The following is a 23,750-nucleotide window of genomic DNA, read 5'->3' as shown; positions in this document are numbered from 1 at the left end:
GGGCCACGACGCCCTCAGGGGCCACGACGCTCTCGAAGGCTTCGACACCCTCAGCGACCAGAAGACAGGAAGCACTCTCATGACCATGCCCGCCTTCGACAAGGTGGCCCCGCCCGGCGCGGACTTCGCCTCGGACCCGTACGCGATCTACACCCACCTGCGCGAGCAGGGCCCCGTGCACCGCGTGCCCACGTACGACGCCGGAGACATCTGGCTGATCGTCGGGCACGCGGAGGCCCGCGCCGCCCTGACCGATCCGCGCCTGCGCAACGACATCCGCCACTCGTCCTCCTGGCAGGACGACGGCGGCAACGCCATCGGCCTGAACATGCTGCAGACCGACCCGCCCCACCACACCCGGCTGCGGCGGCTCGTGGCCAGGGAGTTCACCGCCCGCCGCATCGAGGCGCTGCGCCCGCGCATCCAGCGGATCGCCGACGAACTGCTCGACGCCATGCTGCCGCTGGGCGGGGCCGACCTCGTCGAGGCGTTCGCGATGCCGCTGCCGATGGCCGTCATCTGCGAACTCCTCGGCGTCCCCGCCGAGGACCGGGAACAGTTCCAGCGGTGGTCGGGGGAGATCGTCTTCCCCAGCAGCGCCGAAGCCGCCGGTGCCGCCGTCCACGGCATGACCGCCTATCTGGCCGCGCTCATCGAGGGCAAGCGCACCTCGTCCGGCGAGGACCTGCTCAGCGCGCTGGTGCGCACCATGGACGAGGACGGCGACAGCCTCTCGGCGGACGAGATGCTCGGCATGGCGTTCCTGCTGCTCGTCGCCGGACACGAGACCACCGTCAACCTCATCGCGAACGGCACGTGCGCGCTGCTGCGCAATCCGGAGCAGCTCGCCGCGCTGAGATCCGACCCCGCCCTGATCGACGACGCCGTCGAGGAGATGCTCCGCTACGACGGTCCCTCGCACTCCACGGCGCACCGTTTCGCCGCCGAGGACGTGGAGATCGCGGGCTCGGTGATCCCGGCAGGGGACCCCGTGCTCGTCCTCCTCGCGGCGGCCAACCGGGACCCGGAGCGCTTCCCCGAGCCCGACCGCTTCGACATCGGGCGCGACGCGCGCGGCCACCTCGGCTTCAGCCACGGGGTCCACCACTGCCTCGGGGCGCCGCTCGCCCGCCTGGAGGCCACCATCGCCCTGCGCGCCCTGCTGGAGCGCTGCCCCGACCTGGCCCTCGACACGGACCCCGGCACGCTGGCCTGGCGCCCCAGCCTCATGCGCGGGCTCCTCCGCCTGCCGGTGCGCTACGAAAGGAACCCCCAGTGAGTGAGACCGACCCCGCGAAGCTGTTCGACCTCATGAGCCCGCAGTACATGGCGAGCCCGTACGAGGCGTACCGCGTCGCCCGGGAGAGCGCCCCCGTCTGCCCCATGTCGGCGCAGGGGCCGTGGATCGTCACGGGGCGCGACGAGGTGGCCGCCGTACTGACGGACACCGAGCGGTTCACCGCCCGCACCAACACCCACGGCGCGTACGGGTTCACCGACGAGTGCGGGCAGCTCCTGGCCGACTCGGTCTTCTACCGGGTCGCGCCGTTCAACGCCGACCCCGCCGAGCACGGCAGGTTCCGCGCGCTCGTGGACGAGGAGTTCTCCGAGCGCGCCCTGCGGCGCCACGAGCCCGCCGTCCGGGCCGCGGCCCGGACGCTGGTGGACGGCTTCAAGGACACGGGCAGCGTCGATCTGCTCGCCGAGTTCACGCAGCCGCTGCCGCTGACCGTGCTCTGCGACATCATCGGCATCCCGTCCGGGGACCGGGCCACCGTCAAGGGCTGGCTGGGCGACTGGCTGCTCATGCAGGTGCTCCCGCTGCCGCCGGAGGACCAACTCCGGTGCGCGAAGAGCCTGCTGGAGTACGAGGCGTACGTCAGGTCCCTGCTGGCGGACCGGCGGCGGCAGCCGGCCGACGACCTGCTCACCGTGTTCGCCGACGCGGCCGCGCAGAGCGACCCGGTGTGCACCGTCGACGACGCCGTCCTCGGCCTCCTCGTCCTGCTGGCCTCCGGTCACGAGACGGCGACCCACCTCGTCACGAACACCGTCCACCAGCTGCTGCGGGACCGGGCCCAGTGGGAGAAGCTCGTCGCCGACCGGGAGTTGATCCCCGCGGCCGTCGAGGAGGGGCTCCGGTTCACCACCTCGGTGCAGAGCGCGCCCCGCACCGCCACCGAGGACGTGACGCTGGGCGGGGTGGCCGTGCCGGCCGGCGCGAAGGTGCACGCGATGGTCGCCGCGGTGGGGCGCGCCCCCGACACGGCCGAGGACCCGGAGACCTTCCGCGTCGACCGGACGGGCCCGCCGCGCCACTTCGCGTTCGGCCACGGCCCCCACGCCTGCCTCGGCGCGGGCCTGGCGCGGCTGGAGGCCCGCGTCGCCCTGGAAACCCTGGCCGACGCCCTGCCGGACCTGGAACTCGCGTCCGGCTTCGCACCGCAGCACATCCCGGGCGGCCTTGTCATCAACGGCCTGCTGGCCCTCCCGGTCACCTGGACCACGGGCTGACTCCAGCCCGCTCGGACCGCCCCGTTCTCACGTGAGGAAACACCGTGGCAGTGACAGACTTCGAGGACCTGACCGGCCTCGGCCAGGATTTCGTCGACAACCCGTACCCGGTCTACGAGCGGATGCGCGCCCAGGGCCCCGTGCACCGGGTGCGGACCGCCGCGTCGGGTGAGTTCTGGCTCGTCGTGGGCCACGAGGCGGCACGTACCGCACTGGCCGACCCGCGCCTGTCCAACGACATCCGGCACTCGGCCGGATGGCAGGACGACGGGGGCAACTCCATCGGCCTGAACATGGTCCAGACGGACCCGCCGCAGCACACCCGGCTGCGCAAGCTCGTCGCCAAGGACTTCACGCCCCGGCGGATAGCGGAGCTGCGGCCCCGGATCCAGCAGATCGCCGACGAGCTGGTGGATGCCATGCTGCCGCTCGGCAAGGCGGACCTGCTCGAAGCGTTCGCGCTGCCGCTGCCCCTCGCGGTGATCTGCGAACTGCTCGGGGTGCCCGCGGGGGACCGCAAGATGTTCCACGACTGGTATCTGGCGAGCACCGACTTCACCCGGCCCGAGGAGGCCGGGGCCGCCGCGCAGGCGATGACCGGCTATCTCGCCGAGCTCGTCGCCGCCAAGCGGCAGGATCCGGGAGCGGACCTGCTGAGCGCGCTGGCCGGCGGCCTGTCCACGGACGACGACCGGCTCTCCCCGGAGGAGATGCTCGGCATGGCCTTCCTGCTCCTGGTGGCCGGCTACGAGACGGCGGCCAACCTGCTCTCCAGCGGCACGCTCGCCCTGCTGCGCCACCCCGACCAGCTGGCGGCGTTGCGCGCCGACTGGTCGCTCCTGGAGAACGCGGTGGAGGAGATGCTCCGCTACGAGGGAGCGGTGGAGACCACCGCCTTCCGCTACACCAAGGAGCCGGTGGAGATCGGCGGGGTGCGCGTCGACAGCGGTGAGTCGGTGGCCGTGGTGCTGGCCGCCGCCTCGCGCGACCCCAGGAAGTTCGCCGAGCCCGACCGCTTCGACATCCGCAGGGACGCCCGCGGCCACATGGCGTTCGGCTACGGCATCCACCACTGCCTGGGCGCGCCGCTGGCCCGCATGCAGGGCGCGATCGCCTTCCGTACGCTCCTGGAGCGCTGCCCCGGTCTCGCGCTCGACGCGGACCCCGAGACCCTCAGCTGGCGCCCCAGCCTGATGCTGCGCGGGCTGCACCAGCTGCCGGTCACCTTCGGCTGAGTGGCCGAACGCACGAAGGGCCCCCGGTACGGAATCCGTACCGGGGGCCCTTCGACGTCTGCGTTACGAGGCCGTGGTGTCGGCCGGGCGGATGTAGATGCGCTGGCCGATCGCTGCGGCCTGCTGCACGATCCGATTGACGGAGGCGGCGTCCACGACGGTGCTGTCCACGGCCGAGCCGTCGACGTCGTCGAGTCGCATGATTTCGAAGCGCATGAGGCTTCTCCCTTCGTCTGGTCATCCTCCTGCAAGGAGAACTGCTGTGGTGTTGCTCGGTGTCTCTGATGGTGTCAACGAGTTGCCCCCTGCAAACATTCCCTACGCTAAAGAAATTTTTCGGTAACCTAATTACCTGCGAGTAGCGAGAGCGGTTGTGTTCGCTGCGTGACCGGCGGGAGACTGGGACCGATATGAACGACGCCGACCCCAGCGCAGTCGACCCCGGCGCAGTCGACATCAGCGCTCAGCTGGAGCGCGCCAACAGCCTGCTCGAACGCGTCCTCGCCGAGGTGGCCAGGACACCGTCCACGCACGCGATCTTCGTGGACGCCGGGTACCTGTACGCCGCGGCGGGCCGACTCGCCGCCGGGACCGAGGACCGCCGCGCCTTCGACCTCGACGCCGAGGGCCTCATCGAGGCGCTCATCGACAAGGCGCGCACGATCTTCGCGGACAGCCGACTGCTGCGCGTCTACTGGTACGACGGCGCCAGGCGCCGCATCCACACCACCGAGCAGCAGACGATCGCCGAGCTCCCCGACGTCAAGGTCAGGCTCGGCAACCTCAACGCCAACAACCAGCAGAAGGGCGTCGACTCCCTGATCCGCAGCGACCTGGAGTCACTCGCCAGACACCGCGCCATCAGCGACGCGGCGCTCATCGGCGGCGACGAGGACCTCGTCTCGGCCGTCGAGGCGGCGCAGGGGTACGGGGCGCGGGTCCACCTGTGGGGCATCGAGGCATCCGACGGACGCAACCAGGCGGAGGCGCTGCTCTGGGAGGTCGACAGCCAGCGCACGTTCGACCTCGACTTCTTCAAGCCGTACGTGGCGCGGCGCACCGTCGCGACGTACGAGACGGCCACGGCCGCGCACCGCCCCTCCCGCGACGACGTCCGCTTCGTCGGCGCCCAGATCGCCGCCAAGTGGCTCGGGGCACGGGGCCGCGAGGCCCTGGTGGGCCTGCTGCCCGGACACCCCTACCTGCCCGGGTCCGTGGACCAGGACCTCCTGGTCGAGGCGGAGCGGCTGCTCCAGTACTCGCTGCGCGGGCAGTCGGATCTGCGCAGGGCGCTGCGGGACGGGTTCTGGGAGCACCTTCAGGCGCAGTACTGAGCCGTCACCCGGTGCGGCGCCAGAACCCGGCCAGGGCCGCCGCCGTCTCCGCGGGGCGGTCGGTGTTGGGGGAGTGCTCGGCGCCGCGGATCACCGTGCGGTGGGCGTCCAGGCGGCGGGCCATGTCGTCCAGGAGCGGCACGGGCCAGGTGTCGTCGCGCTCGCCCGAGATCACGTGCTTGGGCAGCGGCAGCGCGGCGAGCTCGGACACGCGGTCCGGCTCCGTGGAGAGCTGCCTGCCGGTGGCGATGAGCTGGGCCGGGCTGTGCAGCAGCCAGCGGGCGCGCAGGGCCTCGCCGCTGCCCGCGCCCCCGTCGCCCTCCGCGCCCGTCTCCGCCTCCTGCGGGGGCGGCGGCTCCATGGCCCGCATCGCCTGCCACACCTCGTCCATGGACAGCGCGGCGAGGGCGTCCGCCAGCATCCGGGCACGGGTCCGCTGCTCGGGCACGATCGCGGCGGGGCCCGACGACATCAGCGTGAGGGTGGCGAAGGGGCCGGCGTCGAGCAGGACGGCGGCGCGGGCGATCTGCCCGCCGAGGGAGTGGCCGAGGAGGTGCAGGCGGCCCGCGGAGCCCCCGCCCCTGTCCTCATCCCCCTCCTCGGACAGGGCGGCGGCCTGCGCCAGTACGTCGCGGGCCAGCTCCTCCTGCGCGTACGCCGCCACGTCGTCCGGGCCCGGCGTCTCGTACTGTCCGCGCCCGTCCACGGTCACCGCGCGGTAGCCCGCGGCGGTCAGCGGCTCCAGGAGGGCGATGAAGTCCTCCTTGCTGCCGGTGAACCCGGGAAGCAGGAGCACGGTCCCTCGGCGCCGGACACCGTCCGCCGGAACGGCGTCGAGCACGGCGAAGTCACCCCGCGCGGTGCGGAGGGTCCGTGCGCTCGCGCACGGGGGCGGTACGAAGGTGGGCGGCCTGCTCATGGCCCGAGGCTAACGGGTGGCCTGCGGGGCGCGGCAGCGCGGCTCCCCGTGCGCGACGGTCTCCGCGCGCGACGCGAGAAGGCCCGCCCCCGGGTGGGGGCGGGGCCTTCTACGAGGCGGGTGGCCGGTACGGGACCGTACGGGCCGGAGAGGGCCGGAGGGTCAGCCCTCCGGCGCCTCCACGGCTTCCGCCTTCTTGCGCGTGCGACGGCGCGGAGCCGGGGCGGTCGCCTCGGCCTCGGCCGCCTCCGCCGGGGCGGCAGCGGCCTTGCGCGTACGACGGCGGGGCTTGGGCTCCTCCGTCGCCTGCGCCGGAATCCCGGCCTCGGGGGCGGTTGCCTCCGGAGCCTTGGCCGCGGCCTTGCGGGTGCGGCGCTTGGGCTTCTCGGCCTCGGCGTCGGTCGCGGTGACCTCGGCGGCGGCGGCCTCCGGTGCCTTCTCCGCAGCCTTGCGGGTGCGGCGCTTGGGCTTCTCCTCGACCGGAGTCTCGGCGACGGCCTCGGGTGCCTTGGCGGCGGCCTTGCGGGTGCGACGCTTCGGCTTGTCCTCGGCGGGGGCCTCGGCGACGGCCTCGGGAGCGGCGGCCTCGGGTGCCTTGGCGGTGGTCTTGCGGGTGCGGCGCTTCGGCTTCTCGGCCTCGGCGTCGGTCGCGGTGACCTCGGCGACGGCAGCCTCAGGAGCCTTGTCCGCAACCTTGCGGGTGCGGCGCTTCGGCTTCTCCTCGACCGGAGCCTCGGCGACAGCGGCCTCGGGTGCCTTCTCCGTGGCCTTGCGAGTGCGGCGCTTGGGCTTCTCGGCCTCGGCATCGGTCGCGGTGGCCTCGGGGGCGGTTGCCTCGGGAGCCTTGGCCGCGGCCTTGCGGGTGCGGCGCTTGGGCTTGTCCTCGGCCGGTGCCTCGACGGCGGCCTCGGGAGCTGCGGCCTCGACGGCCTTGTCCGCGGCCTTGCGCGTACGGCGCTTCGGCTTCTCCTCGGCGGGGGCCTCCGCCGAGGCCTCCGTGGTGGCCTCGGGCGTGGCAGCCTCGGGCGCCTTCTCCGCGGCCTTGCGGGTGCGGCGGCGCGGCTTCGTGGCCGGAGCCTCCGCCTCGACGGCGGCCGGCGCGGGCGCCTCCGCCTCGACGACGGTCGCGGTCCCGGCCGTGGCCTGAGCGGTGTCGGACGACGCGCCGGAACGCGTGCGCCGACGGCGACGCGGCGTGCGCGGCTCGGTCGCCTCGGCCACCGGCGCGCTCACCTCGGCGACCGGGGAGCTCGCCTCGACCGCCTGAGCGGCCGGAGCCGACGCGGCGGCTTCGAGCGGGCTTCCGCCACGGGTACGGCGGCGACGACGCGGCGTACGCGCGGCGCGCTCGCCCTCGGCGGCCGCCGGGCCCGAACGGTCCCTGTCACGGTCCCGGTCCCTGTCCCTGTCACGCCCGCGGTCCCGACCGCGGTCACGGTCACGGTCCTGCGTACGACCGCCGGAGCGGCCACCGCGGCCGCGGCCACCGGTCTCGCCGAGGTCCTCGACCTCCTCCGCGCCCAGACCCGCACGGGTCCGCTCGGAGCGGGGCAGCACACCCTTGGTGCCCGCCGGGATGTCCAGGTCCTCGTAGAGGTGCGGGGAGCTGGAGTACGTCTCGACCGGGTCGTTGAACCCGAGGTCGAGCGCCTTGTTGATCAGCTGCCAGCGCGGGATGTCGTCCCAGTCGACCAGCGTGATCGCGATGCCCTTGGCGCCCGCGCGGCCGGTGCGGCCGATGCGGTGCAGGTACGTCTTCTCGTCCTCGGGGGACTGGTAGTTGATGACGTGCGTGACGCCACCGACGTCGATGCCGCGCGCGGCCACGTCCGTGCAGACCAGCACGTCCACCTTGCCGTTGCGGAACGCGCGCAGCGCCTGCTCGCGCGCGCCCTGCCCGAGGTCGCCGTGCACGGCGCCCGAGGCGAAGCCCCGGCGCTCCAGCTGCTCGGCGATGTCGGCGGCCGTCCGCTTCGTACGGCAGAAGATCATCGCGAGTCCGCGGCCCTCGGCCTGGAGGATGCGCGAGACCATCTCGGGCTTGTCCATGTTGTGCGCGCGGTACACGAACTGCTTCGTGTTCGCGACGGTCTGGCCCTCGTCGTCCGGCGCGGTGGCGCGGATGTGCGTGGGCTGCGACATGTACCGCCGCGCGAGGCCGATGACCGCGCCCGGCATGGTCGCCGAGAACAGCATCGTCTGGCGCTTCGCGGGAAGCATGTTGATGATCTTCTCGACGTCGGGCAGGAAGCCCAGGTCGAGCATCTCGTCGGCCTCGTCGAGAACCAGGCACTTGACGTGCTTGAGGTCGAGCTTGCGCTGGCCCGCGAGGTCGAGCAGCCGGCCCGGGGTGCCGACGACCACGTCGACGCCCTTCTTGAGGGCCTCGACCTGCGGTTCGTAGGCCCGGCCGCCGTATATGGCGAGGACGCGGACGTTGCGCGCCTTGCCGGCGGTCAGGAGGTCGTTCGTCACCTGCTGGCACAGCTCGCGCGTGGGAACGACGACGAGGGCCTGCGGCGCCTCGGTCAGCTGCTCCGGCTTCGCACGGCCCGCCTCGACGTCCGCGGGGACGGTCACGCGCTCGAGGATCGGGAGGCCGAAGCCGAGCGTCTTGCCGGTGCCGGTCTTGGCCTGGCCGATGACGTCCGTGCCGGAGAGGGCGACGGGGAGCGTCAGCTCCTGGATGGGAAAGGGGTTGATGATGCCGACGGCTTCGAGGGCCTCGGCCGTCTCGGGAAGGATCCCGAGCTCTCGGAAAGTCGTAGTCAGGGCTATGCCTCTTCTGTGAGACGCGGCGTGAGGCGAACGCTGGGGGTCGTGACCGTGCCACTACCGCCGGCCGCTTGGGGGGCGGGCCGGGGGCGCGGGACCACTGCCGGCGCTCGAGCGCTCTTACCGCTGAGGTTCCCTCCTCGTGCCGCACGCACCTGTGCGTACCGCCCGGAGGGCTGTCGGGTCGGAGCCGATCGGGCCACCGACCGGGCATCCTCATTCGTACGGCCCGTCGAATATTCGGCAGGCGCATTACCACTGTACCGCGTAATCTCGCATGTGTGTCCGGCGAATTGGTCACATGGTCGTCGTCACAGTCACTGACCAGGGCCTTACGCCGTCCGGCAGGCGGGCTATTGTGCGCTTCATGGAGACCCCCGACACCCCTGCAGAATCCGCCCCCGAGCCCACCGGTATCGCCGCCCAGGACTGGGCGAAAGCCGCCACCGAGCCGCAGTACCGCGCCGCTGTCGTGGACCTCCTCGGCGCGCTCGCCTACGGGGAGCTCGCCGCGTTCGAGCGGCTCGCGGAGGACGCGAAGCTCGCGCCGACGCTCGGCGACAAGGCGGAGCTCGCGAAGATGGCGTCGGCCGAGTTTCACCACTTCGAGCAGCTCAGGGACCGGCTCTCGGCGATCGGCGTGGAGCCGACCGACGCGATGGAGCCGTTCGTGGCCGCGCTGGACGGCTTCCACCGGCAGACCGCGCCGTCCGACTGGCTCGAAGGCCTTGTCAAGGCGTACGTCGGCGACTCGATCGCCAGCGACTTCTACCGCGAGGTCGCGGCCCGCCTCGACGGCGACACGCGTGCGCTGGTGCTCGGTGTGCTCGACGACACGGGGCACGCGAGCTTCGCCGTGGAGAAGGTGCGCGCCGCGATCGAGGCGGACCCGCGCGTGGGCGGGCGGCTCGCGCTCTGGGCGCGGCGGCTGATGGGCGAGGCCCTCTCGCAGTCGCAGCGGGTCGTCGCCGACCGGGACGCCCTGTCGACGATGCTGGTCGGCGGCGTCGCCGACGGCTTCGACCTCGCGGAGGTCGGCCGCATGTTCTCCCGCATCACCGAGGCCCACACCAAGCGGATGGCTGCACTGGGCCTGGCAGCGTAAACCCCGTCGTGGGGCGCGTTCTCGGGTGCGGGTGCGTGGGGGCTGGTCGCGCAGTTCCCCGCGCCCCTGAAAACTCCGACCGCCCCCGCACCCCTGGAGGGGCCTCAGGGTGGTGCCGGTGGGTTTGGGGGCGCGGGGAACTGCGCGACCAGCCAAAGGCGGCCCGCAGATGGAGACCGCCCGGCTCCCGCCCCGGGGCCCCGCGGCGGCCCGCCCCTGAGGGGGCGTGTGGTGGTGCGGGCGGGTTTGGGGGCGCGGGGAACTGCGCGATCAGTTGCAGGTGGCCCGCAGGTGGACGCACCCGTGGGGGGAGTTACGCCGTGGCTGAGCGGTGCAGTCTGGTACGGGTGGGGCGGAGGAGCAGGGACAGCAGGGCCACGGAGACCGCTGCCGCTCCCACGAGCGTCGCGGGCGCATGCCCGGAGCCGAGCGCCATGTGGGTGATGAAGGCGCCGATGAGCGCGCCTGCGGGGCCCGTCGAGAGGACCAGGGTACGCGTGGGCAACCGGTGCCCGTAGCGGTGCGCGGCGGCCCAGGCCAGGGCCAGGCCGAGCAGTATGGAGCCGAGTGCTTCCAGAATCACGGTGTGTGCCCTCCCTTGCGGCCGGTGCAAATCGGTCGTAGCCGGTCTACCCCCGGCAGCCGGAACGCAACCATCCAAGATCGGGTGACGTCGCCGTACGCTCGTACAACGCACAGGAACGGCCCGGTGGTTGAGCAACCACCGGGCCGTTCCGTCAGGCTCCACCAGGAGCGTCCTACAGGGCGCTGAAGCCCACCTTGCGCGCGGTGGGCTCACCGAGCTCCACGTACGCGAGGCGGTCGGCCGGAACCAGGACCTTGCGGCCGTGGTCGTCCACGAGGCTCAGCAGCGGCGACTTGCCGGTCAGCGCCTCGGACACCGCGTGCTCGACTTCCTCGGCGCTCTGGCCGCTCTCCAGCACGATCTCGCGGGGCGCGTACTGCACGCCGATCTTGACCTCCACGGCTTTGTCCCTCCGACGGTCAGTCTGTGCGCGGCCGTCCGCGCCGTACCCAGCACACATTAGCCCGGTGAGGGGACGGGAACGGCCGCGGCCGTGCACGCCGTCAGCGAACAGCGGTCAGTGACCCTCGGCGCCGTGCAGCGGGAAGCCCGCGATGCCGCGCCAGGCGAGCGACGTGATCAGCTGGACCGCCTTCTCGCGCGGGACCGTGCTGGAGCTCGCCAGCCAGTACCGCGCGACGACCTGCGAGTACCCGCCGAGTCCCACGGCGAGGAGCATCGCCTCGTCGCGGGGCAGGCCGGTGTCCTCGGCGATGACCTCGCAGATCGCCTCGGCGCACTGCAGGGTGACGCGGTCCACGCGCTCCCGCACGGCCGCCTCGTTGGTCAGGTCCGACTCGAAGACCAGGCGGAACGCGCCGCCCTCGTCCTCCACGTACGCGAAGTAGGCGTCCATCGTCGCGGCGACGCGGAGCTTGTTGTCCGTGGTGGACGCCAGCGCCTTGCGCACCGACTGCAGCAGTGACTCGCAGTGCTGGTCGAGCAGGGCGAGGTAGAGGTCGAGCTTGCCCGGGAAGTGCTGGTAGAGCACGGGCTTGCTGACGCCGGCGCGCTCGGCGATGTCGTCCATCGCCGCCGCGTGGTAGCCCTGCGCGACGAAAACTTCCTGGGCAGCCCCGAGGAGCTGGTTGCGTCGGGCACGGCGCGGCAGGCGTGTGCCCCGCGGGCGTGCCGCCTCTGTCTGCTCGATGGCTGTCACGCCGCCTCCCAAATCGTCCGATGTGCGGTGAGCGCCGCGCCGCCATCGTACTTTTCGGTAACAGCGATGTGCGCGGTACGAGCGCAGAATTTCATGGACTGGACCATCGTTGAAGGGCTGTTCAACGGTGCGTAGCAGGGCAAACACGGGCAGGTCTCGACGAGGCTCAGCGGTAGTCGTCCTCGTCGAGGCTGACGACGCGGGCCTGCTCCGCCAGGTCGGCCTCGTTCGCCGCGGCCGGGTCGGCCTCCTGGAGGGAGTCGTCCCGGCTGGGGGTGAGGTCCGTGTGCTGTTCGGCCGCGTCCGCCTCCGGGGCCTCGACATCGGCCTCGGGTGCGGTGGTCTCCGGCTCGAACGTGTCGGGATCGGTCGGGTCGACACTCATGTGTGGCTCGCTTCCCTCGCGGTACTCGGTGGCCTCGTGCTCGACGGCCTCGTACTCAGTGTGGTGCGAGTGCCCCGTTCTCCCTCAATTCATCGCTCTTCATGACTCTCTCCGCAAGTCTCCACAAGCTGCTTCGAGCGTAGAAGAGTCACGCATGGGGCGCTACGCGGTCCGTGCACAACCTGTGACGGCGAACACGTGAACTACCACGTGATCGTCTCGTAACATTGCCGCATGTCTTCGACCGAGCTGCCCGCCCTGCTGGCCTCCGCCGTCGCCCCCAAGCCGGGTGTCGTGGCGGTCGCGGACGGCGAGCGGCTCGACTCCGTGGCGCTGCCCGGACTGTCCCTGACCGTGCGTTCGCGGCCGTCGACCGGTCCCGGACTGCCGCCCGCGCTGTTCGTGCACGGGCTCGGCGGCTCCTCGCAGAACTGGTCGGCCCTGATGCCGCGGCTGGCGGACGTCGTCGACTGCGAGGCGCTCGACCTGCCGGGTTTTGGGGATTCCCCGCCACCGGACGACGGGGACTACTCCGTCACGGGGCACGCCCGCGCGGTCATCCGCTATCTCGACGCCGCGGGCCGCGGTCCCGTCCACCTCTTCGGGAACTCACTGGGCGGCGCCATCACGACGCGCGTCGCCGCCGTCCGTCCCGACCTGGTCCGGACGCTGACGCTGGTCTCGCCCGCCCTGCCCGAGCTGCGGGTGCAGCGCACGGCGGTGCCGACGGGACTCCTCGCCGTACCGGGCGTCGCCGCCCTCTTCACCCGGCTCACCCGGGAGTGGACGGCCGAGCAGCGGGTGCGCGGCGTCATGGGCCTCTGTTACGGCGACCCCGGCAGGGTCACGCCGGAAGGGTTCACCGCTGCGGTCCACGAGATGGAGCGCAGGCTCCAGCTTCCCTACTTCTGGGACGCGATGGCCCGCACGGCACGCGGCATCGTGAACGCGTACACGCTGGGCGGCCAGCACGGACTGTGGCGGCAGGCCGAGCGGGTGCTCGCGCCGACCCTGCTCGTCTACGGCGGGCGCGATCTGCTCGTCTCCTTCCGCATGGCGCGCAGGGCGGCCGCCGCGTTCCGCGACTCGCGGCTGCTCACGCTGCCCGACGCGGGACACGTCGCGATGATGGAGTACCCCGAGACCGTGGCCACCGGATTCCGTGAACTGCTCGTCGACACGGGCGAGTTGGATGCCGTGGGTCAGGGTGCCGAGCGCGTGGGTTCGGGGAGCTGAGGCGGCGCGTGGGACGTCACAGCCGCCGGGCCCCGGCAGACACGACTGACAACACCAGCACCTCGGGCGCACCACTGTCGCGGAGCGTGGGCCCCCAGCCGGGGCCCGGCACGGGCCGGCGCAGGCGGGGCCGCACGGCGGACGGCGCACGCGCGGAGGGAACGCCCCCACACGGCACCCCCGCCCACGGGACGCCTGCCCACGGGACGCCTGCCCACGGCACTCCCGCCCACGGAACCCCTGCCCACGGCACCCCCACGCACGGAACCCCCGCCCACGGCGTGCCCCGCCCCACCCCGCCGCACGGCGTCCCGCACGTCCGCGGCGGGCACCCGGAGCAGCGGGAGCCCGGCGGCGCCTGGGGCGACACCGACACCAGAGGCGGCGCCACCGGCACGGGCCCCGGCCCCCGCATCGTGACCGGCCCCGGCGTCGTCCCCGGCCCCCGCCAGGATTACGTCGCCGCCTTCCCCGAGGGCCGCGAGGGCCGCGGGCCGGGCGTGCGTCCCCGGGCCCCCCGCGACCCGTACGCATCCGTCACCCAGTGGGACACCGAGGCCGACGGCGGCGACAACGGCAACGGAGACGGCGACCTCGCGGACGGCGCGGACGGCGGCGGCAGGAAGCGCGGCCGCAACCGCACCATGACCGTCGTCGTGGCCGCCGCCGTGACCACCGTGGTCGCCGTGGTCGTCGCGGGGCAGCTGGTCGGCGGGGGCAAGGGCTCGGAGCCGCAGAGCCGTGCGGCCGCGGGCGGCGCGCGGGACACCGAGGACCCCGCGTCCCGCTCGGACCGCCGCCCCACGCCCGCCGAGGTGCAGAAGAAGGCCCCGGAGACGTACGACGACAAAATGAAGAAGACGTACCCGCTGGACGCGAAGCTGAAGGCGTCCGGCGACTTCGACGCGATAGCCGGCTTCGACAAGGCGCCCGGCAAGGGACAGAAGTTCCGCTACCGCGTCGACGTCGAGAAGGGCCTCGGCCTGGACGGGAAACTCTTCGCGGAGGCCGTGCAGAAGACCCTGAACGACGACCGCAGTTGGGCCCACGCGGGCGCCCGCACCTTCGAGCGCATATCGTCGGGCAGGCCCGATTTCGTCATTACGCTCGCGAGCCCGGGGACGACCGGCGTCTGGTGTGCGAAATCCGGCCTGGACACGACCCAGGACAACGTGTCGTGCGATTCGGCGGCGACGGACCGAGTGATGATCAATGCCTATCGCTGGGCGCAGGGCGCGCCCACCTACGGCGACGAGGTCAAGAAGAAGTTCGGCAACGTCATCCACCCGTACCGGCAGATGCTGATCAACCACGAGGTCGGTCACCGGCTCGGCTTCAATCACACGGACTGCACGAAGAGCGGGCAGCTCGCACCCGTCATGCAGCAGCAGACGAAGTTCCTGGAGCACGACGGAATCAAGTGCAAGGCCAACCCCTGGGCCTTTCCCAAGAGTTGAGCCGGGTGATCACCGCCGATGCCCGGCGCCGACCGTACCGCTTTGACATTTGTCGGAAGTTCGTTCATATTTCTCCGCATGTCGAACCGTCACGCCCCTTCGAGCGCCGCCATTGAGCTGGCGCTCCTCGGCGTGACCGCGCTCTGCGTGGCCGACATCCACTGTTGCTGACGCCCGCCCCGGCGAGTGCGTCGCTTTTTCCCGGCTCCTGGCATTTCTGCGCCCGTGTGCCGATTTCTCCCGCGCCTTTCCCGGGGTGAGCTCTGTCGCTCCCTTTTCTCACTCATCCCGAGAGGTCTCTTTCCGATGCGTCAAACGTCCGTCATAGCCCGCCGCGTGGCAGCGGCATCCGTCAGCCTGGTCCTGGCCTCGGGCGCCGTCGCCTGCGCGGGCCCGAAGGACGGCGGCGCCGGGAGCGGCGGCGGCAAGCCCGCCGAGGGCGGCACGCTCACCGTCCTCAACCGCGATCCGCAGACCGACTTCGACCCCGCGCGCCTGTACACCTCCGGCGGCGGCAACATCCCGAGCCTCGTGTTCCGCACGCTGACCACCCGCAACCGCGAGGACGGCGCCAAGGGCACGGAGGTCGTCCCCGACCTCGCCACGGGGCTCGGCAAGCCGAGCAAGAACGCCACCGTGTGGACGTACACCCTGAAGAAGGGGCTCAAGTACGAGGACGGCTCGGCGATCACGACCGCCGACATCAAGTACGGCATCGAGCGGTCGTTCGCGGCCGAACTCTCCGGTGGCGCGCCCTTCTTGCGGGACTGGCTGATCGGGGGCGCCGACTACGAAGGGCCGTACAAGAGCAAGGGCGGCCTGAAGTCGGTGGAGACGCCGGACGAGCGGACGATCGTCTTCCATCTGAACAAGCCCGTGGGCGACTTCGACTACGTGGCCACGCAGACGTCGTTCGCACCCGTGCCGAAGGCCAAGGACAAGGGCACGAAGTACGAGGAGCACCCGGTCTCGTCCGGGCCCTACAAGGTCGTCAGGAACGAGAACGACGGCGAGCGGCTCCGCCTGGAGCGCAACCCGCACTGGTCCGCGAAGAACGACGCCGAGCGCAAGGCCTACCCGGACGTCATCGACGTACGCTCCGGACTCGACTCGTCCGTCATCAACCAGCGGCTCTCCGCGGGCCAGGGCGCCGACGCCGCCGCCGTCACCACCGACACCAACCTCGGCCCGGCCGAGCTCGCCAAGGTCGCCGGTGACAAGGAGCTCTCCTCGCACGTCGGCACCGGCCACTTCGGCTACACGAACTACCTCGCCTTCAACCCGAAGGTGAAGCCCTTCGACGACCCGAAGGTGCGCCAGGCCATCTCGTACGCCGTGGACCGCTCCTCGGTCGTCAACGCGGCGGGCGGCTCCTCGCTCGCCGAGCCCGCCACCACGTTCCTGCCGAACCAGAAGTCGTTCGGATACACGAAGTTCGACCACTTCCCCGCGGGTCCCAGCGGCGACCCGAAGAAGGCCAAGGAGCTCCTGAAGGAAGCCGGTCACAAGGACGGGCTCACCATCACGCTCACGCACTCCAACGCCAAGGACTTCGAGACCAGCCCCGAGATCGCCACCGCCGTCCAGGACGCGCTCAAGAAGGCCGGGATCACCGTCAAGCTGGAGGGCCTGGAGGAGAACGACTACAGCGACAGGACCCACAGCGCCAAGGACGAGCCCGGCCTCTTCCTCGCCCACTGGGGCGCCGACTGGCCGTCCGGCGGTCCCTTCCTCGCCCCGATCTTCGACGGCCGGCAGATCGTGAAGGACGGCGCCAACTTCAACTCCGGCTTCCTCGACGACAAGTCCGTCAACGACGAGATCGACGAGATCAACAAGCTGACCGACCTGAAGGCCGCCGCCGAGCGCTGGGGCGCCCTCGACAAGCAGATCGGTGAGAAGGCGCTGACCGTGCCGCTCTTCCACCCGGTCTACAAGCGCCTGTACGGCAAGGACGTCAAGAACGTCGTCATCAGCGACTGGACCGGTGTCCTGGACGTCTCCCAGGTCGCGGTGGAGTCGTCGTGACCGTCCGCTCCGTCTTCTGGGGGCGGCTGCGCGCACAGCGCGCCGCCCTCGTGGCGGCGGGCGTCGTCGCACTGCTCGTCGTCGTGGCGCTCGCCGCGCCGCTGCTCACCGCGCTGGAGGGGCAGGACCCCACCACGTACCATCCCGACCTCATCGACTCGGCGCGCGGCGGCGTGCCGGTCGGCCCGCTCGGCGGGATCAGCGGCGAGCACTGGCTCGGCGTCGAGCCGCAGACCGGGCGCGACCTCTTCGCCCGCCTCGTGTACGGGGCGCGGGTCTCGCTCGGCGTCGCGCTCGCCGCGACCGTCGTGCAGGTGGTCATCGGGGTGGCGGTCGGGGTGGCCGCCGGGTTCGGCAACCGCTGGGTCGACCAGGTGCTCAGCAGGGCCACCGACGTCATCGTGGCGCTGCCGCTCATGATCTTCGCGCTGGCGCTGATGGCGGTCGTGCCCAGCGGATTCCCGCGGCCCGTGCTCGTCGCGCTCGTCATCGGGCTCGTCGCCTGGGGCGGCCTCGCCAAGATCGTGCGCGCGCAGACCATCACGCTCAAGGAGCTCGACCACGTGGCCGCCGCACGGCTCAGCGGCTGGGGTTCCGTGCGGATCGCCCGCCGCGAACTGCTGCCCGCCCTCGCTGCGCCCGTCATCACCTACGCCGCACTCCTCGTCCCCACCAACATCACCGTCGAGGCCGCGCTCTCCTTCCTCGGCGTGGGCGTGAAGCCGCCCACCGCGTCGTGGGGACAGATGCTCACGTCCGCGGACGTCTGGTACCAGGCGGCGCCGCAGTACCTGCTGTATCCGGCGGGCGCGCTGTTCGTGACCGTGTTCGCCCTCACCGTGCTCGGTGACGGCGTGCGCACGGCGCTCGACCCGCGCGCCACATCACGGCTGCGGATCGGCACCGGCAGGAAGCAGGAGGCCCGCGCATGACCGGCTTCCCCGGATTCCTGCTGCGGCGCTTCATCGGCGCCGCCGTCACGCTCCTCGCCCTCTCCGTCATCATCTACGCGGTCTTCTACACCGCGCCGGGCGACGTCGCCCAGATCACCTGCGGGCCGCGCTGCTCACCCGCACAGGTGCAGCAGGTCGCCGGGCAACTCCGGCTCGACGACCCGCTGTACGTCCGCTACTGGGACTTCCTGCAAGGCATATTCGTCGGCCAGGACTACTCGACGGGTACCGGCACCGAACACTGCGACGCGCCCTGCCTCGGGATCTCCTACCAGAGCGACCAGCAGGTCACCGCGCTGATCACGGCGAAGCTGCCGGTCACCGGGTCCCTCGCGCTGGGCGCGATGGTGCTGTGGCTCGTCCTCGGGGTGGGCGCGGGCGTGCTCTCCGCCTGGCGGCGCGGCCGGATCAGTGAGCGTGTGCTGACCGCCGTCACGCTCGCCGGCACCGCCACGCCCGTCTTCGTGATCGGTCTGCTCCTGATGATCGTGGTCTGCGGTCAGCTCCAGTGGCTGCCCTTCCCGCAGTACGTGCCCTTCGCGGACGATCCGACGCAGTGGGCGTGGAACCTGCTCCTGCCCTGGCTCTCGCTGGCCCTCATCGAGGCCGCCAAGTACGCGCGCCTGACCCGCTCCTCGATGCTGGAGACCCTCGCCGACGACCACGTGCGGACCTTCCGCGCGTACGGCGTGGGGGAGCGGTCGATCGTCGGCAAGCACGCGCTGCGCGGCGCCGTCGCGCCCGTCATCGCGCTGACCGCCAACGACTTCGGGTCGATGTTCGGCGGCGCGGTGCTCAGCGAGACGCTGTTCGGACTGCCCGGACTCGGGCGCGAACTCGTGCACGCGGTCAAGGTCGTCGACCTGCCGGTGGTGGTCGGGATGGTCATGGTCACCGGCTTCTTCGTGGTGCTCGCCAATGCCGTCGCGGACGTGCTGTACGCGGTGGCCGACCGACGGGTGGTGCTGTCATGAGTCTCGTCCACGTCACCGATCTGTCCGTCGAGTTCGCGGCCGGAGTGCGCGCCGTTGACGGGCTCTCCTTCACGCTGGAGAAGGGCGGCGCGCTCGCCCTCGTCGGCGAGTCGGGATCCGGCAAGTCCACCGTGGCGTCCGCGCTGCTCGGCCTCCACCGCGGTACGGGCGCGCACGTCGAAGGGACGGTGCTGGTCGACGGCGTCGACGTACAGGCGGCGTCCGAGGCCGAACTGCGCGGCCTTCGCGGCGGAAAGGCCGCGATGGTCTTCCAGGACCCGCTCTCCTCGCTCGACCCGTACTACGCGGTCGGCGACCAGATCGCCGAGGTGTACCGCGTGCACACCGGAGCGTCCCGGCGGGCGGCACGCGCGCGTGCCGTGGAGGTGCTCGACCGCGTCGGCATCCCCGACGCGGCCCGCCGCTCCCGCGCACGACCGCACGAGTTCAGCGGCGGCATGCGCCAGCGCACGCTCATCGCCATGGCGCTGGCGTGCGAGCCCGCGCTCCTGGTCGCCGACGAGCCGACCACCGCGCTCGACGTCACCGTGCAGGCCCAGATCCTCGACCTGCTGCACACGCTGCGGACCGAGACCGGCATGGGGCTGCTCCTCGTCACGCACGACGTGGGCGTCGCGGCGGAGAGCGCCGACGAGGTCCTGGTCATGCGCGACGGCCGCGCGGTGGAGCACGGCGAGGTGCGCGACATCCTCGGCGCGCCCCGTGAGGCGTACACGCAGGAACTCCTCAAGGCGGTGCCCCGGGTGGACGCTCCGCTCGCGCCGGCCGTCGGGGAGCCGGGCGAGATCGTGCTCGAAGCGGTCGCGCTCCGGCGCGAGTTCGGGCGCGGGAAGCGCGCGGTCACCGCGGTCGACGACGTCTCGCTCACCGTCCGCCGCGGGGAGACCCTCGGCGTGGTCGGCGAGAGCGGCAGCGGCAAGACGACGCTCGGACGCATGCTGGTCGGCCTCCTGGCACCCACCGCGGGGCAGCTCCTCCACGGGGGTGCGGAGAAGCCCGGCGGCCAGGTGGTGCCCGGCGTGCAGATGGTGTTCCAGGACCCCGTCTCCTCGCTCAACCCGCGCCGCTCCGTCGGTGAGTCGATCGCCGACCCGCTGCGCGCCCGGGGGGAGAGCGACTCCTTCGTACGGGGGCGTGCGCGGGAACTCCTGGAGCGCGTCGGTCTCGAACCGGCGCACTACGACCGCTACCCGCACGAGTTCAGCGGCGGACAGCGCCAGCGCGTGGGCATCGCGCGGGCGCTCGCGGCCGAGCCGCGCCTCATCGTGTGCGACGAGCCGGTGTCGGCGCTCGACGTGACGACCCAGGCGCAGGTCATGGACCTGCTCGCCGAACTGCGGCGCGAACTGGGCCTCGCCCTGGTCTTCGTCGCGCACGACCTCGCCGTGGTGCGCCAGGTCAGCGACCGGGTCGCGGTGATGCGGCAGGGGCGGATCGTGGAGCAGGGACCGGTGGCCGAGGTGTACGGGGCGCCCCGTGACCCGTACACGAAACGGCTGCTCGCAGCCGTGCCCGCGCTCGACCCGGAGGCCGCGGCGCGGCGCCGGGCGGCCCGCGAGGAGCTGGCCGCAGCCTGACCGACGGTGACGAAAAGAGGCGCCTGAACCGCTATAGCGCGACAGAACGCTACCGGCGCCGGAAAGTTACTGCCGTTCACCCCTTCTGGTGGCGCGATGGACAACCGTCCGTCGCGCCACCTGCATGACCGCTTACGTTCGTCCCGCTGCGAGCCGCCGGCCAACGGCGGCTCACCGAACGGGAGATCGGGGGTGCGCTCGTGCGCGTCGGACTGCTTACGGAGGGTGGCTATCCGTATGTGAGCGGTGAGGCGAGGCTCTGGTGCGACCGGCTCGTACGGGGGCTCGGGCGGCACGAGTTCGACATCTACGCGCTCAGCCGCAGCGAGCGGCAGGAGGCGCGGGGCTGGGTCGAGCTGCCGCCCCAGGTCGGCAGGGTGCGCACGGCGCCGCTGTGGACCGTCGACGACGAGGCGCTCCGCGCCGCCGGCCCCCGCGGAGGGCGCGGACGCAGGGCGCGGCGGCGGTTCGAGACACACTTCGGGGAGCTCGCGGAAGCCGTCTGCGGAGCCGATCGCGACGCGGTGGCGGACCGTTTCGGCAACGCTCTGTACGGGCTCGCCGAACTCGCCCGCGACGAAGGCGGTCTGGTCGGCGCGCTGCGTTCGGAGTTCGCCGTCCGCGCCCTGGAACGCGCCTGCCACGCGCCGGGTGCGCTGCGCACCGCGCGCACCGCGCGCGTCCCCGACCTGCTCGCCGCCGCCGGCCTGATGGAGCGGGCACTGCGACCGCTCTCCCTCGACTGGTACGGCCCCGACGCACTCGGCGCCGCCGACCTCTGCCACGCCACCTCCGGCGGGCCCGCGGCGCTCCCGGGGCTCCTGGCGAAGCACTTCGCGGGGGTGCCGCTGCTCGTCACCGAGTACGGCGTGCAGCTGCGCGCGCACTACCTCGCGGCGGGCGACACCGACCTGAGCGCGCCGACACGCGCCCTGCTCGCCTCCTTCCACGGCCTCCTCGCCGCGGAGGTCTACCGCGCAGCCACGGTCATCACCCCCGGCAACACCCACGCCCGCCGCTGGCAGGAACGCTGCGGAGCCGACCGCGCCAAGCTCCGTACGGTCCACCCCGGCATGGAGGCGGCCCGCTTCACGGAGATCGGCGAGGGGGGCTACGACGACTTCGCCACCGCCCCCGACACCCTCCTGTGGGTCGGCCGCGTCGAACCCGCCAAGGACCTGATCTCCCTGCTCCACGCGTTCGCGGAGATCCGCGCGCAGGTGCCGGGGGCGCGCCTGCGGATCGTCGGGGCGCCCGCGGAAGGACCCGAGGCGCAGGCCTACCTCGCGCACTGCCGGGCCCTCGCCGCGCAGCTCTTCCCGGACGAGGCGCCGGGCGCGCACGCCATCGGCGACAACCCCGTCTCCTTCGAGGAGATCGGCGGGCCCGACGTGCCCGGCCTCGCCGACGCGTACGCCTGTGCGGGCGTCGTCGTCCTCTCCAGCGTCGTCGAGGGCTTCCCGGTCAGCCTGGTCGAGGCCATGTTCTGCGGACGCGCGACCGTCTCGACGGACGTCGGCGCGGTGGTCGAGGTCATCGGCGGCACGGGACTCGTCGTACCGCCGCGCAACCCGAGGGCGCTCGCGGAGGCGTGCGTGGCACTCCTGCGCGACCCCGAACGGTGCGCGCGCCTCGGCGCGGCGGCGCGGGCGCGGGCTCTCGAACTCTTCACCGTCGAGCAGAACATCGCGGCATTTCGAAGCATCTACCTGGAGATCGTCTCGCACTGCCCCGTCCGCAGGGACGCGGTGGACGAGGCGGGCGAACCGGTGCCGTTCGCGCACCCGGCGGAGGCGTACGTCCCGGGGCGCTGGGCGGTCTCGGTGGGCCCCGCGGCCGGGGCGGAGGTGCCCATGGCGGTGCCGAGGTGGGCCGTGACCGAAGAGGTTCCGGTGGGGGACGGGTTGAAGGGGGCTGCCGTATGAGGGGACATGAGGGTGCGACGGGTGCCGTGGACGCGCCGCGCGCCCCGGAAGGCGCGGGAGGGTGGGACTCGCGGTCGGCGGAACTGCTGGGGACCGGTGCGGTGCTGCCCGATGCCTCCCCCGCGTCTCTGCCCGCTTCTCTGCCCGGAGAGGGGGTGGCCGTGCCCGCCGCCGTGTCCGTGCCCGGCTTCGGTGAGGGCGAGCACGAGGAGTGCGGCGGCGACGACGGCGACAGCGGCTGGGACGCGCGCGGCAAGGGCAGGCACCAGGGCGCCGCGAGCAGCCGGTCGCCGCTCGCCCGCGCCGCCGCCCGCGCCAGGCCGACCGGACCGCCCCGGCGCGGCCCCGCCGACCCGGTGAAGGCCCTCATGCACCGGCACCGCGAGCTGTGCGAGCGCGCCGTCGACCCACTGGAGATCGCGGCGGGCCTTGAGGCGCACGGCGTCACCGACCGGGCGGCCGCTCACTTCCGGCACCGGGACGTCTTCGCGCTGGCCGAGGAGATGTACGCGCGCGTGCCGACGCTCCCGGACGCGCCGACGCCCACGACGGCGAAGGCCAGCCCGCCGCTGTCCGCGCTGTCCGCGCCGTCCGCGCAGCGGGAAGTCCCCTCCGGCTGGGCGCTGTTCGCCCTGCTGCCCGGCGCCGTGTGCGCGGCCGCCGTCGCGGGGGCCGCGCACAGCGAGGGACACGCGCGGCTCGCGGTCGCGGCCGTCGGGGCACTCGCCGTCGCCCTCGCCCTGCGCGTCGCCCTGCGGAAGGGCCCCCTGCACGCCGTCACCCGTCCGATGGGCGCCACGCGCGCGTGGGTGTGCTGGCTCCTCGGCTACGCGCTGCTCGGCGACGGCCTCCTGAACGGCGCCGTCACGGGCGGCCCGGACGGCATCGGCGATCTCGGGGACCCGGCGGCCGCCGCACTCCTCGGCCTCGCGCTCGCCGTCGCGCCCGCGATCTGGTGCGCCCGCCTCTTCGCGGTACGGGCCGGGGCGCGGCTCGCCGCCAGCCGCGGACTCGACGAGTTCGCCTCCTCCGTACGGCCGTTGCTCCTCGGCGTCATCGCGCTGTTCCTGTGCGCACTCGGCGCGCTGCTCGCGGGGGCGTACGCGTTCCTCGGCGACGCGGGCACCGGCCCCGGACACGGCGCCCCCGCCCTCATCGGCGCGTTCGCGCTCGGCGCCCTGCTGCTGCTCGCCCGGCTCCTCGGTGCCCACGGTTTCACCCGCACCCCCGTCCTGCTCCTCGGCAGCGCGGGCTCCTGCGAAGCAGCCGCCCTGGCCCTGGTGTTCGCGGGCCGACTGCCCGGGCTCGACGCCCTCGCCGTCCCCGTCACGGCCGCTGTCGACGCGTGGGGCCCCGGCGTCGTGCCGGCCACCGCGTGCGGCGCCGCTGCCCTCGTCCTCCTCGTCCACGCGGCCAGGACCCTGACCCTGGCCTCGGCCCACGCCGGTTCCGGTGCGGGCCGCTCCTCCGACCACTCTCCCGCGGGGCCGACACCGCGGGCCCACCCCGTGCACCACGGCAACTTCCCGAAGGAGAAACACAGATGACCACCCGCAGCCGTCTCCGC

The 23,750-nt window shown here is 72.7% G+C and carries 21 protein-coding genes; 14 read left to right on the top strand and 7 right to left on the bottom strand.

What is annotated here, in order from left to right; genetic code table 11:
• Positions 1-79: 79 nt before the first annotated feature.
• Genes DEJ48_RS13440 through DEJ48_RS13430 form a run of 3 tightly spaced genes read left to right on the top strand, consistent with a single transcriptional unit; the run spans position 80 to position 3,749 of the window.
• Positions 80-1,279 carry a cytochrome P450 family protein gene (locus DEJ48_RS13440; protein ID WP_150216344.1) on the top strand — a complete coding sequence of 400 codons (1,200 nt, stop codon included), beginning with the start codon at positions 80-82 and terminating at the stop codon, positions 1,277-1,279.
• On the top strand, positions 1,276-2,514 hold the full coding sequence (locus tag DEJ48_RS13435; RefSeq protein WP_150216343.1) for a cytochrome P450: 1,239 nt from the start codon (positions 1,276-1,278) through the stop codon (positions 2,512-2,514). The genes DEJ48_RS13440 and DEJ48_RS13435 overlap by 4 nt, the downstream gene beginning before the upstream one ends.
• Before the next feature lie 44 nt (positions 2,515-2,558).
• Entirely contained in the window at positions 2,559-3,749 is a 1,191-nt protein-coding gene (locus DEJ48_RS13430; protein WP_150216342.1) for a cytochrome P450 family protein, read from the top strand.
• A gap of 63 nt (positions 3,750-3,812) precedes the next feature.
• Here the strand turns inward: DEJ48_RS13430 and DEJ48_RS39705 are convergent, their stop codons facing one another.
• The gene (locus tag DEJ48_RS39705; protein ID WP_165283191.1) at positions 3,813-3,965 is read right to left on the bottom strand and encodes a hypothetical protein; all 153 of its coding nucleotides are present in this window, start codon (positions 3,963-3,965) and stop codon (positions 3,813-3,815) included.
• A 194-nt stretch (positions 3,966-4,159) separates the two neighbouring features.
• Between DEJ48_RS39705 and DEJ48_RS13425 the strand changes: the two genes are divergently transcribed.
• Positions 4,160-5,083: an NYN domain-containing protein gene (locus tag DEJ48_RS13425; RefSeq protein WP_150216341.1), complete on the top strand. Its 924-nt coding sequence runs from the start codon at positions 4,160-4,162 to the stop codon at positions 5,081-5,083.
• 4 nt (positions 5,084-5,087) lie between these two features.
• Here the strand turns inward: DEJ48_RS13425 and DEJ48_RS13420 are convergent, their stop codons facing one another.
• Positions 5,088-6,002 (bottom strand): alpha/beta fold hydrolase, encoded by a 915-nt coding sequence (locus DEJ48_RS13420; protein ID WP_150216340.1) that lies wholly within the window; start codon positions 6,000-6,002, stop codon positions 5,088-5,090.
• Between the two features lie 162 nt (positions 6,003-6,164).
• Positions 6,165-8,681: a DEAD/DEAH box helicase gene (locus DEJ48_RS13415; RefSeq protein WP_150216339.1), complete on the bottom strand. Its 2,517-nt coding sequence runs from the start codon at positions 8,679-8,681 to the stop codon at positions 6,165-6,167.
• 454 nt (positions 8,682-9,135) lie between these two features.
• Here DEJ48_RS13415 and DEJ48_RS13410 point away from each other — a divergent pair, with 454 nt between their 5' ends.
• Positions 9,136-9,882 (top strand): ferritin-like fold-containing protein, encoded by a 747-nt coding sequence (locus DEJ48_RS13410; RefSeq protein ID WP_150216338.1) that lies wholly within the window; start codon positions 9,136-9,138, stop codon positions 9,880-9,882.
• A 313-nt stretch (positions 9,883-10,195) separates the two neighbouring features.
• Here DEJ48_RS13410 and DEJ48_RS13405 read toward each other — a convergent pair whose 3' ends face one another.
• From DEJ48_RS13405 to DEJ48_RS13390, 4 genes are all read right to left on the bottom strand, one after another.
• A complete protein-coding gene (locus DEJ48_RS13405; RefSeq protein WP_150216337.1) occupies positions 10,196-10,465 on the bottom strand; it encodes a hypothetical protein in 270 nt (89 codons plus the stop codon).
• 175 nt (positions 10,466-10,640) lie between these two features.
• Positions 10,641-10,868: a DUF3107 domain-containing protein gene (locus DEJ48_RS13400; RefSeq protein WP_055565193.1), complete on the bottom strand. Its 228-nt coding sequence runs from the start codon at positions 10,866-10,868 to the stop codon at positions 10,641-10,643.
• Positions 10,869-10,985: 117 nt separating this feature from the next.
• Positions 10,986-11,627, bottom strand: coding sequence for a TetR/AcrR family transcriptional regulator (locus DEJ48_RS13395; RefSeq protein ID WP_150216336.1), 642 nt, complete (start codon positions 11,625-11,627; stop codon positions 10,986-10,988).
• A 166-nt stretch (positions 11,628-11,793) separates the two neighbouring features.
• A complete protein-coding gene (locus tag DEJ48_RS13390) occupies positions 11,794-12,012 on the bottom strand; it encodes a hypothetical protein (RefSeq protein ID WP_150216335.1) in 219 nt (72 codons plus the stop codon).
• Positions 12,013-12,246: 234 nt separating this feature from the next.
• Here DEJ48_RS13390 and DEJ48_RS13385 point away from each other — a divergent pair, with 234 nt between their 5' ends.
• From DEJ48_RS13385 to DEJ48_RS13350, 9 genes are all read left to right on the top strand, one after another.
• The gene (locus DEJ48_RS13385; protein WP_150216334.1) at positions 12,247-13,248 is read left to right on the top strand and encodes an alpha/beta fold hydrolase; all 1,002 of its coding nucleotides are present in this window, start codon (positions 12,247-12,249) and stop codon (positions 13,246-13,248) included.
• Between the two features lie 281 nt (positions 13,249-13,529).
• Complete coding sequence (locus DEJ48_RS13380) at positions 13,530-14,705, top strand: DUF3152 domain-containing protein (RefSeq protein WP_411757450.1); 1,176 nt, start codon at positions 13,530-13,532, stop codon at positions 14,703-14,705.
• Between the two features lie 78 nt (positions 14,706-14,783).
• Positions 14,784-14,876, top strand: a complete 93-nt coding sequence (locus tag DEJ48_RS40950) for an Ms4533A family Cys-rich leader peptide (RefSeq protein ID WP_317850838.1) — start codon at positions 14,784-14,786, stop codon at positions 14,874-14,876.
• Between the two features lie 135 nt (positions 14,877-15,011).
• Positions 15,012-16,733: an ABC transporter substrate-binding protein gene (locus DEJ48_RS13375; protein ID WP_150216332.1), complete on the top strand. Its 1,722-nt coding sequence runs from the start codon at positions 15,012-15,014 to the stop codon at positions 16,731-16,733.
• Complete coding sequence (locus DEJ48_RS13370; RefSeq protein WP_223832028.1) at positions 16,730-17,665, top strand: ABC transporter permease; 936 nt, start codon at positions 16,730-16,732, stop codon at positions 17,663-17,665. The genes DEJ48_RS13375 and DEJ48_RS13370 overlap by 4 nt, the downstream gene beginning before the upstream one ends.
• A complete protein-coding gene (locus DEJ48_RS13365) occupies positions 17,662-18,660 on the top strand; it encodes an ABC transporter permease (RefSeq protein WP_150216330.1) in 999 nt (332 codons plus the stop codon). Before DEJ48_RS13370 ends, DEJ48_RS13365 begins: the two co-directional genes overlap by 4 nt.
• On the top strand, positions 18,657-20,258 hold the full coding sequence (locus DEJ48_RS13360; RefSeq protein WP_150216329.1) for a dipeptide ABC transporter ATP-binding protein: 1,602 nt from the start codon (positions 18,657-18,659) through the stop codon (positions 20,256-20,258). Before DEJ48_RS13365 ends, DEJ48_RS13360 begins: the two co-directional genes overlap by 4 nt.
• Positions 20,259-20,458: 200 nt before the next feature.
• Positions 20,459-22,183, top strand: coding sequence for a DUF3492 domain-containing protein (locus DEJ48_RS13355; RefSeq protein WP_150216328.1), 1,725 nt, complete (start codon positions 20,459-20,461; stop codon positions 22,181-22,183).
• Complete coding sequence (locus DEJ48_RS13350; protein WP_223832027.1) at positions 22,180-23,730, top strand: hypothetical protein; 1,551 nt, start codon at positions 22,180-22,182, stop codon at positions 23,728-23,730. Before DEJ48_RS13355 ends, DEJ48_RS13350 begins: the two co-directional genes overlap by 4 nt.
• Positions 23,731-23,750: the final 20 nt, after the last annotated feature.

It is taken from the genome of Streptomyces venezuelae (assembly GCF_008642315.1).
In the GTDB taxonomy this organism is placed as follows: domain Bacteria; phylum Actinomycetota; class Actinomycetes; order Streptomycetales; family Streptomycetaceae; genus Streptomyces; species Streptomyces venezuelae_D.
The sequence above is the reverse complement of the archived record's forward strand: the minus strand, read 5'-3'. Positions and strand labels throughout refer to the sequence as shown.

Coding starts and splice junctions, on each gene's coding strand:
- DEJ48_RS13440 (WP_150216344.1), top strand. CDS start 80: ATGACCATGCCCGCCTTCGACAAGGTGGCCCCGCCCGGCGCGGACTTC.
- DEJ48_RS39705 (WP_165283191.1), bottom strand. CDS start 3,965: ATGCGCTTCGAAATCATGCGACTCGACGACGTCGACGGCTCGGCCGTG.
- DEJ48_RS13425 (WP_150216341.1), top strand. CDS start 4,160: ATGAACGACGCCGACCCCAGCGCAGTCGACCCCGGCGCAGTCGACATC.
- DEJ48_RS13420 (WP_150216340.1), bottom strand. CDS start 6,002: ATGAGCAGGCCGCCCACCTTCGTACCGCCCCCGTGCGCGAGCGCACGG.
- DEJ48_RS13390 (WP_150216335.1), bottom strand. CDS start 12,012: ATGAGTGTCGACCCGACCGATCCCGACACGTTCGAGCCGGAGACCACC.
- DEJ48_RS13385 (WP_150216334.1), top strand. CDS start 12,247: ATGTCTTCGACCGAGCTGCCCGCCCTGCTGGCCTCCGCCGTCGCCCCC.
- DEJ48_RS40950 (WP_317850838.1), top strand. CDS start 14,784: ATGTCGAACCGTCACGCCCCTTCGAGCGCCGCCATTGAGCTGGCGCTC.
- DEJ48_RS13375 (WP_150216332.1), top strand. CDS start 15,012: ATGCGTCAAACGTCCGTCATAGCCCGCCGCGTGGCAGCGGCATCCGTC.
- DEJ48_RS13365 (WP_150216330.1), top strand. CDS start 17,662: ATGACCGGCTTCCCCGGATTCCTGCTGCGGCGCTTCATCGGCGCCGCC.
- DEJ48_RS13360 (WP_150216329.1), top strand. CDS start 18,657: ATGAGTCTCGTCCACGTCACCGATCTGTCCGTCGAGTTCGCGGCCGGA.
- DEJ48_RS13350 (WP_223832027.1), top strand. CDS start 22,180: ATGAGGGGACATGAGGGTGCGACGGGTGCCGTGGACGCGCCGCGCGCC.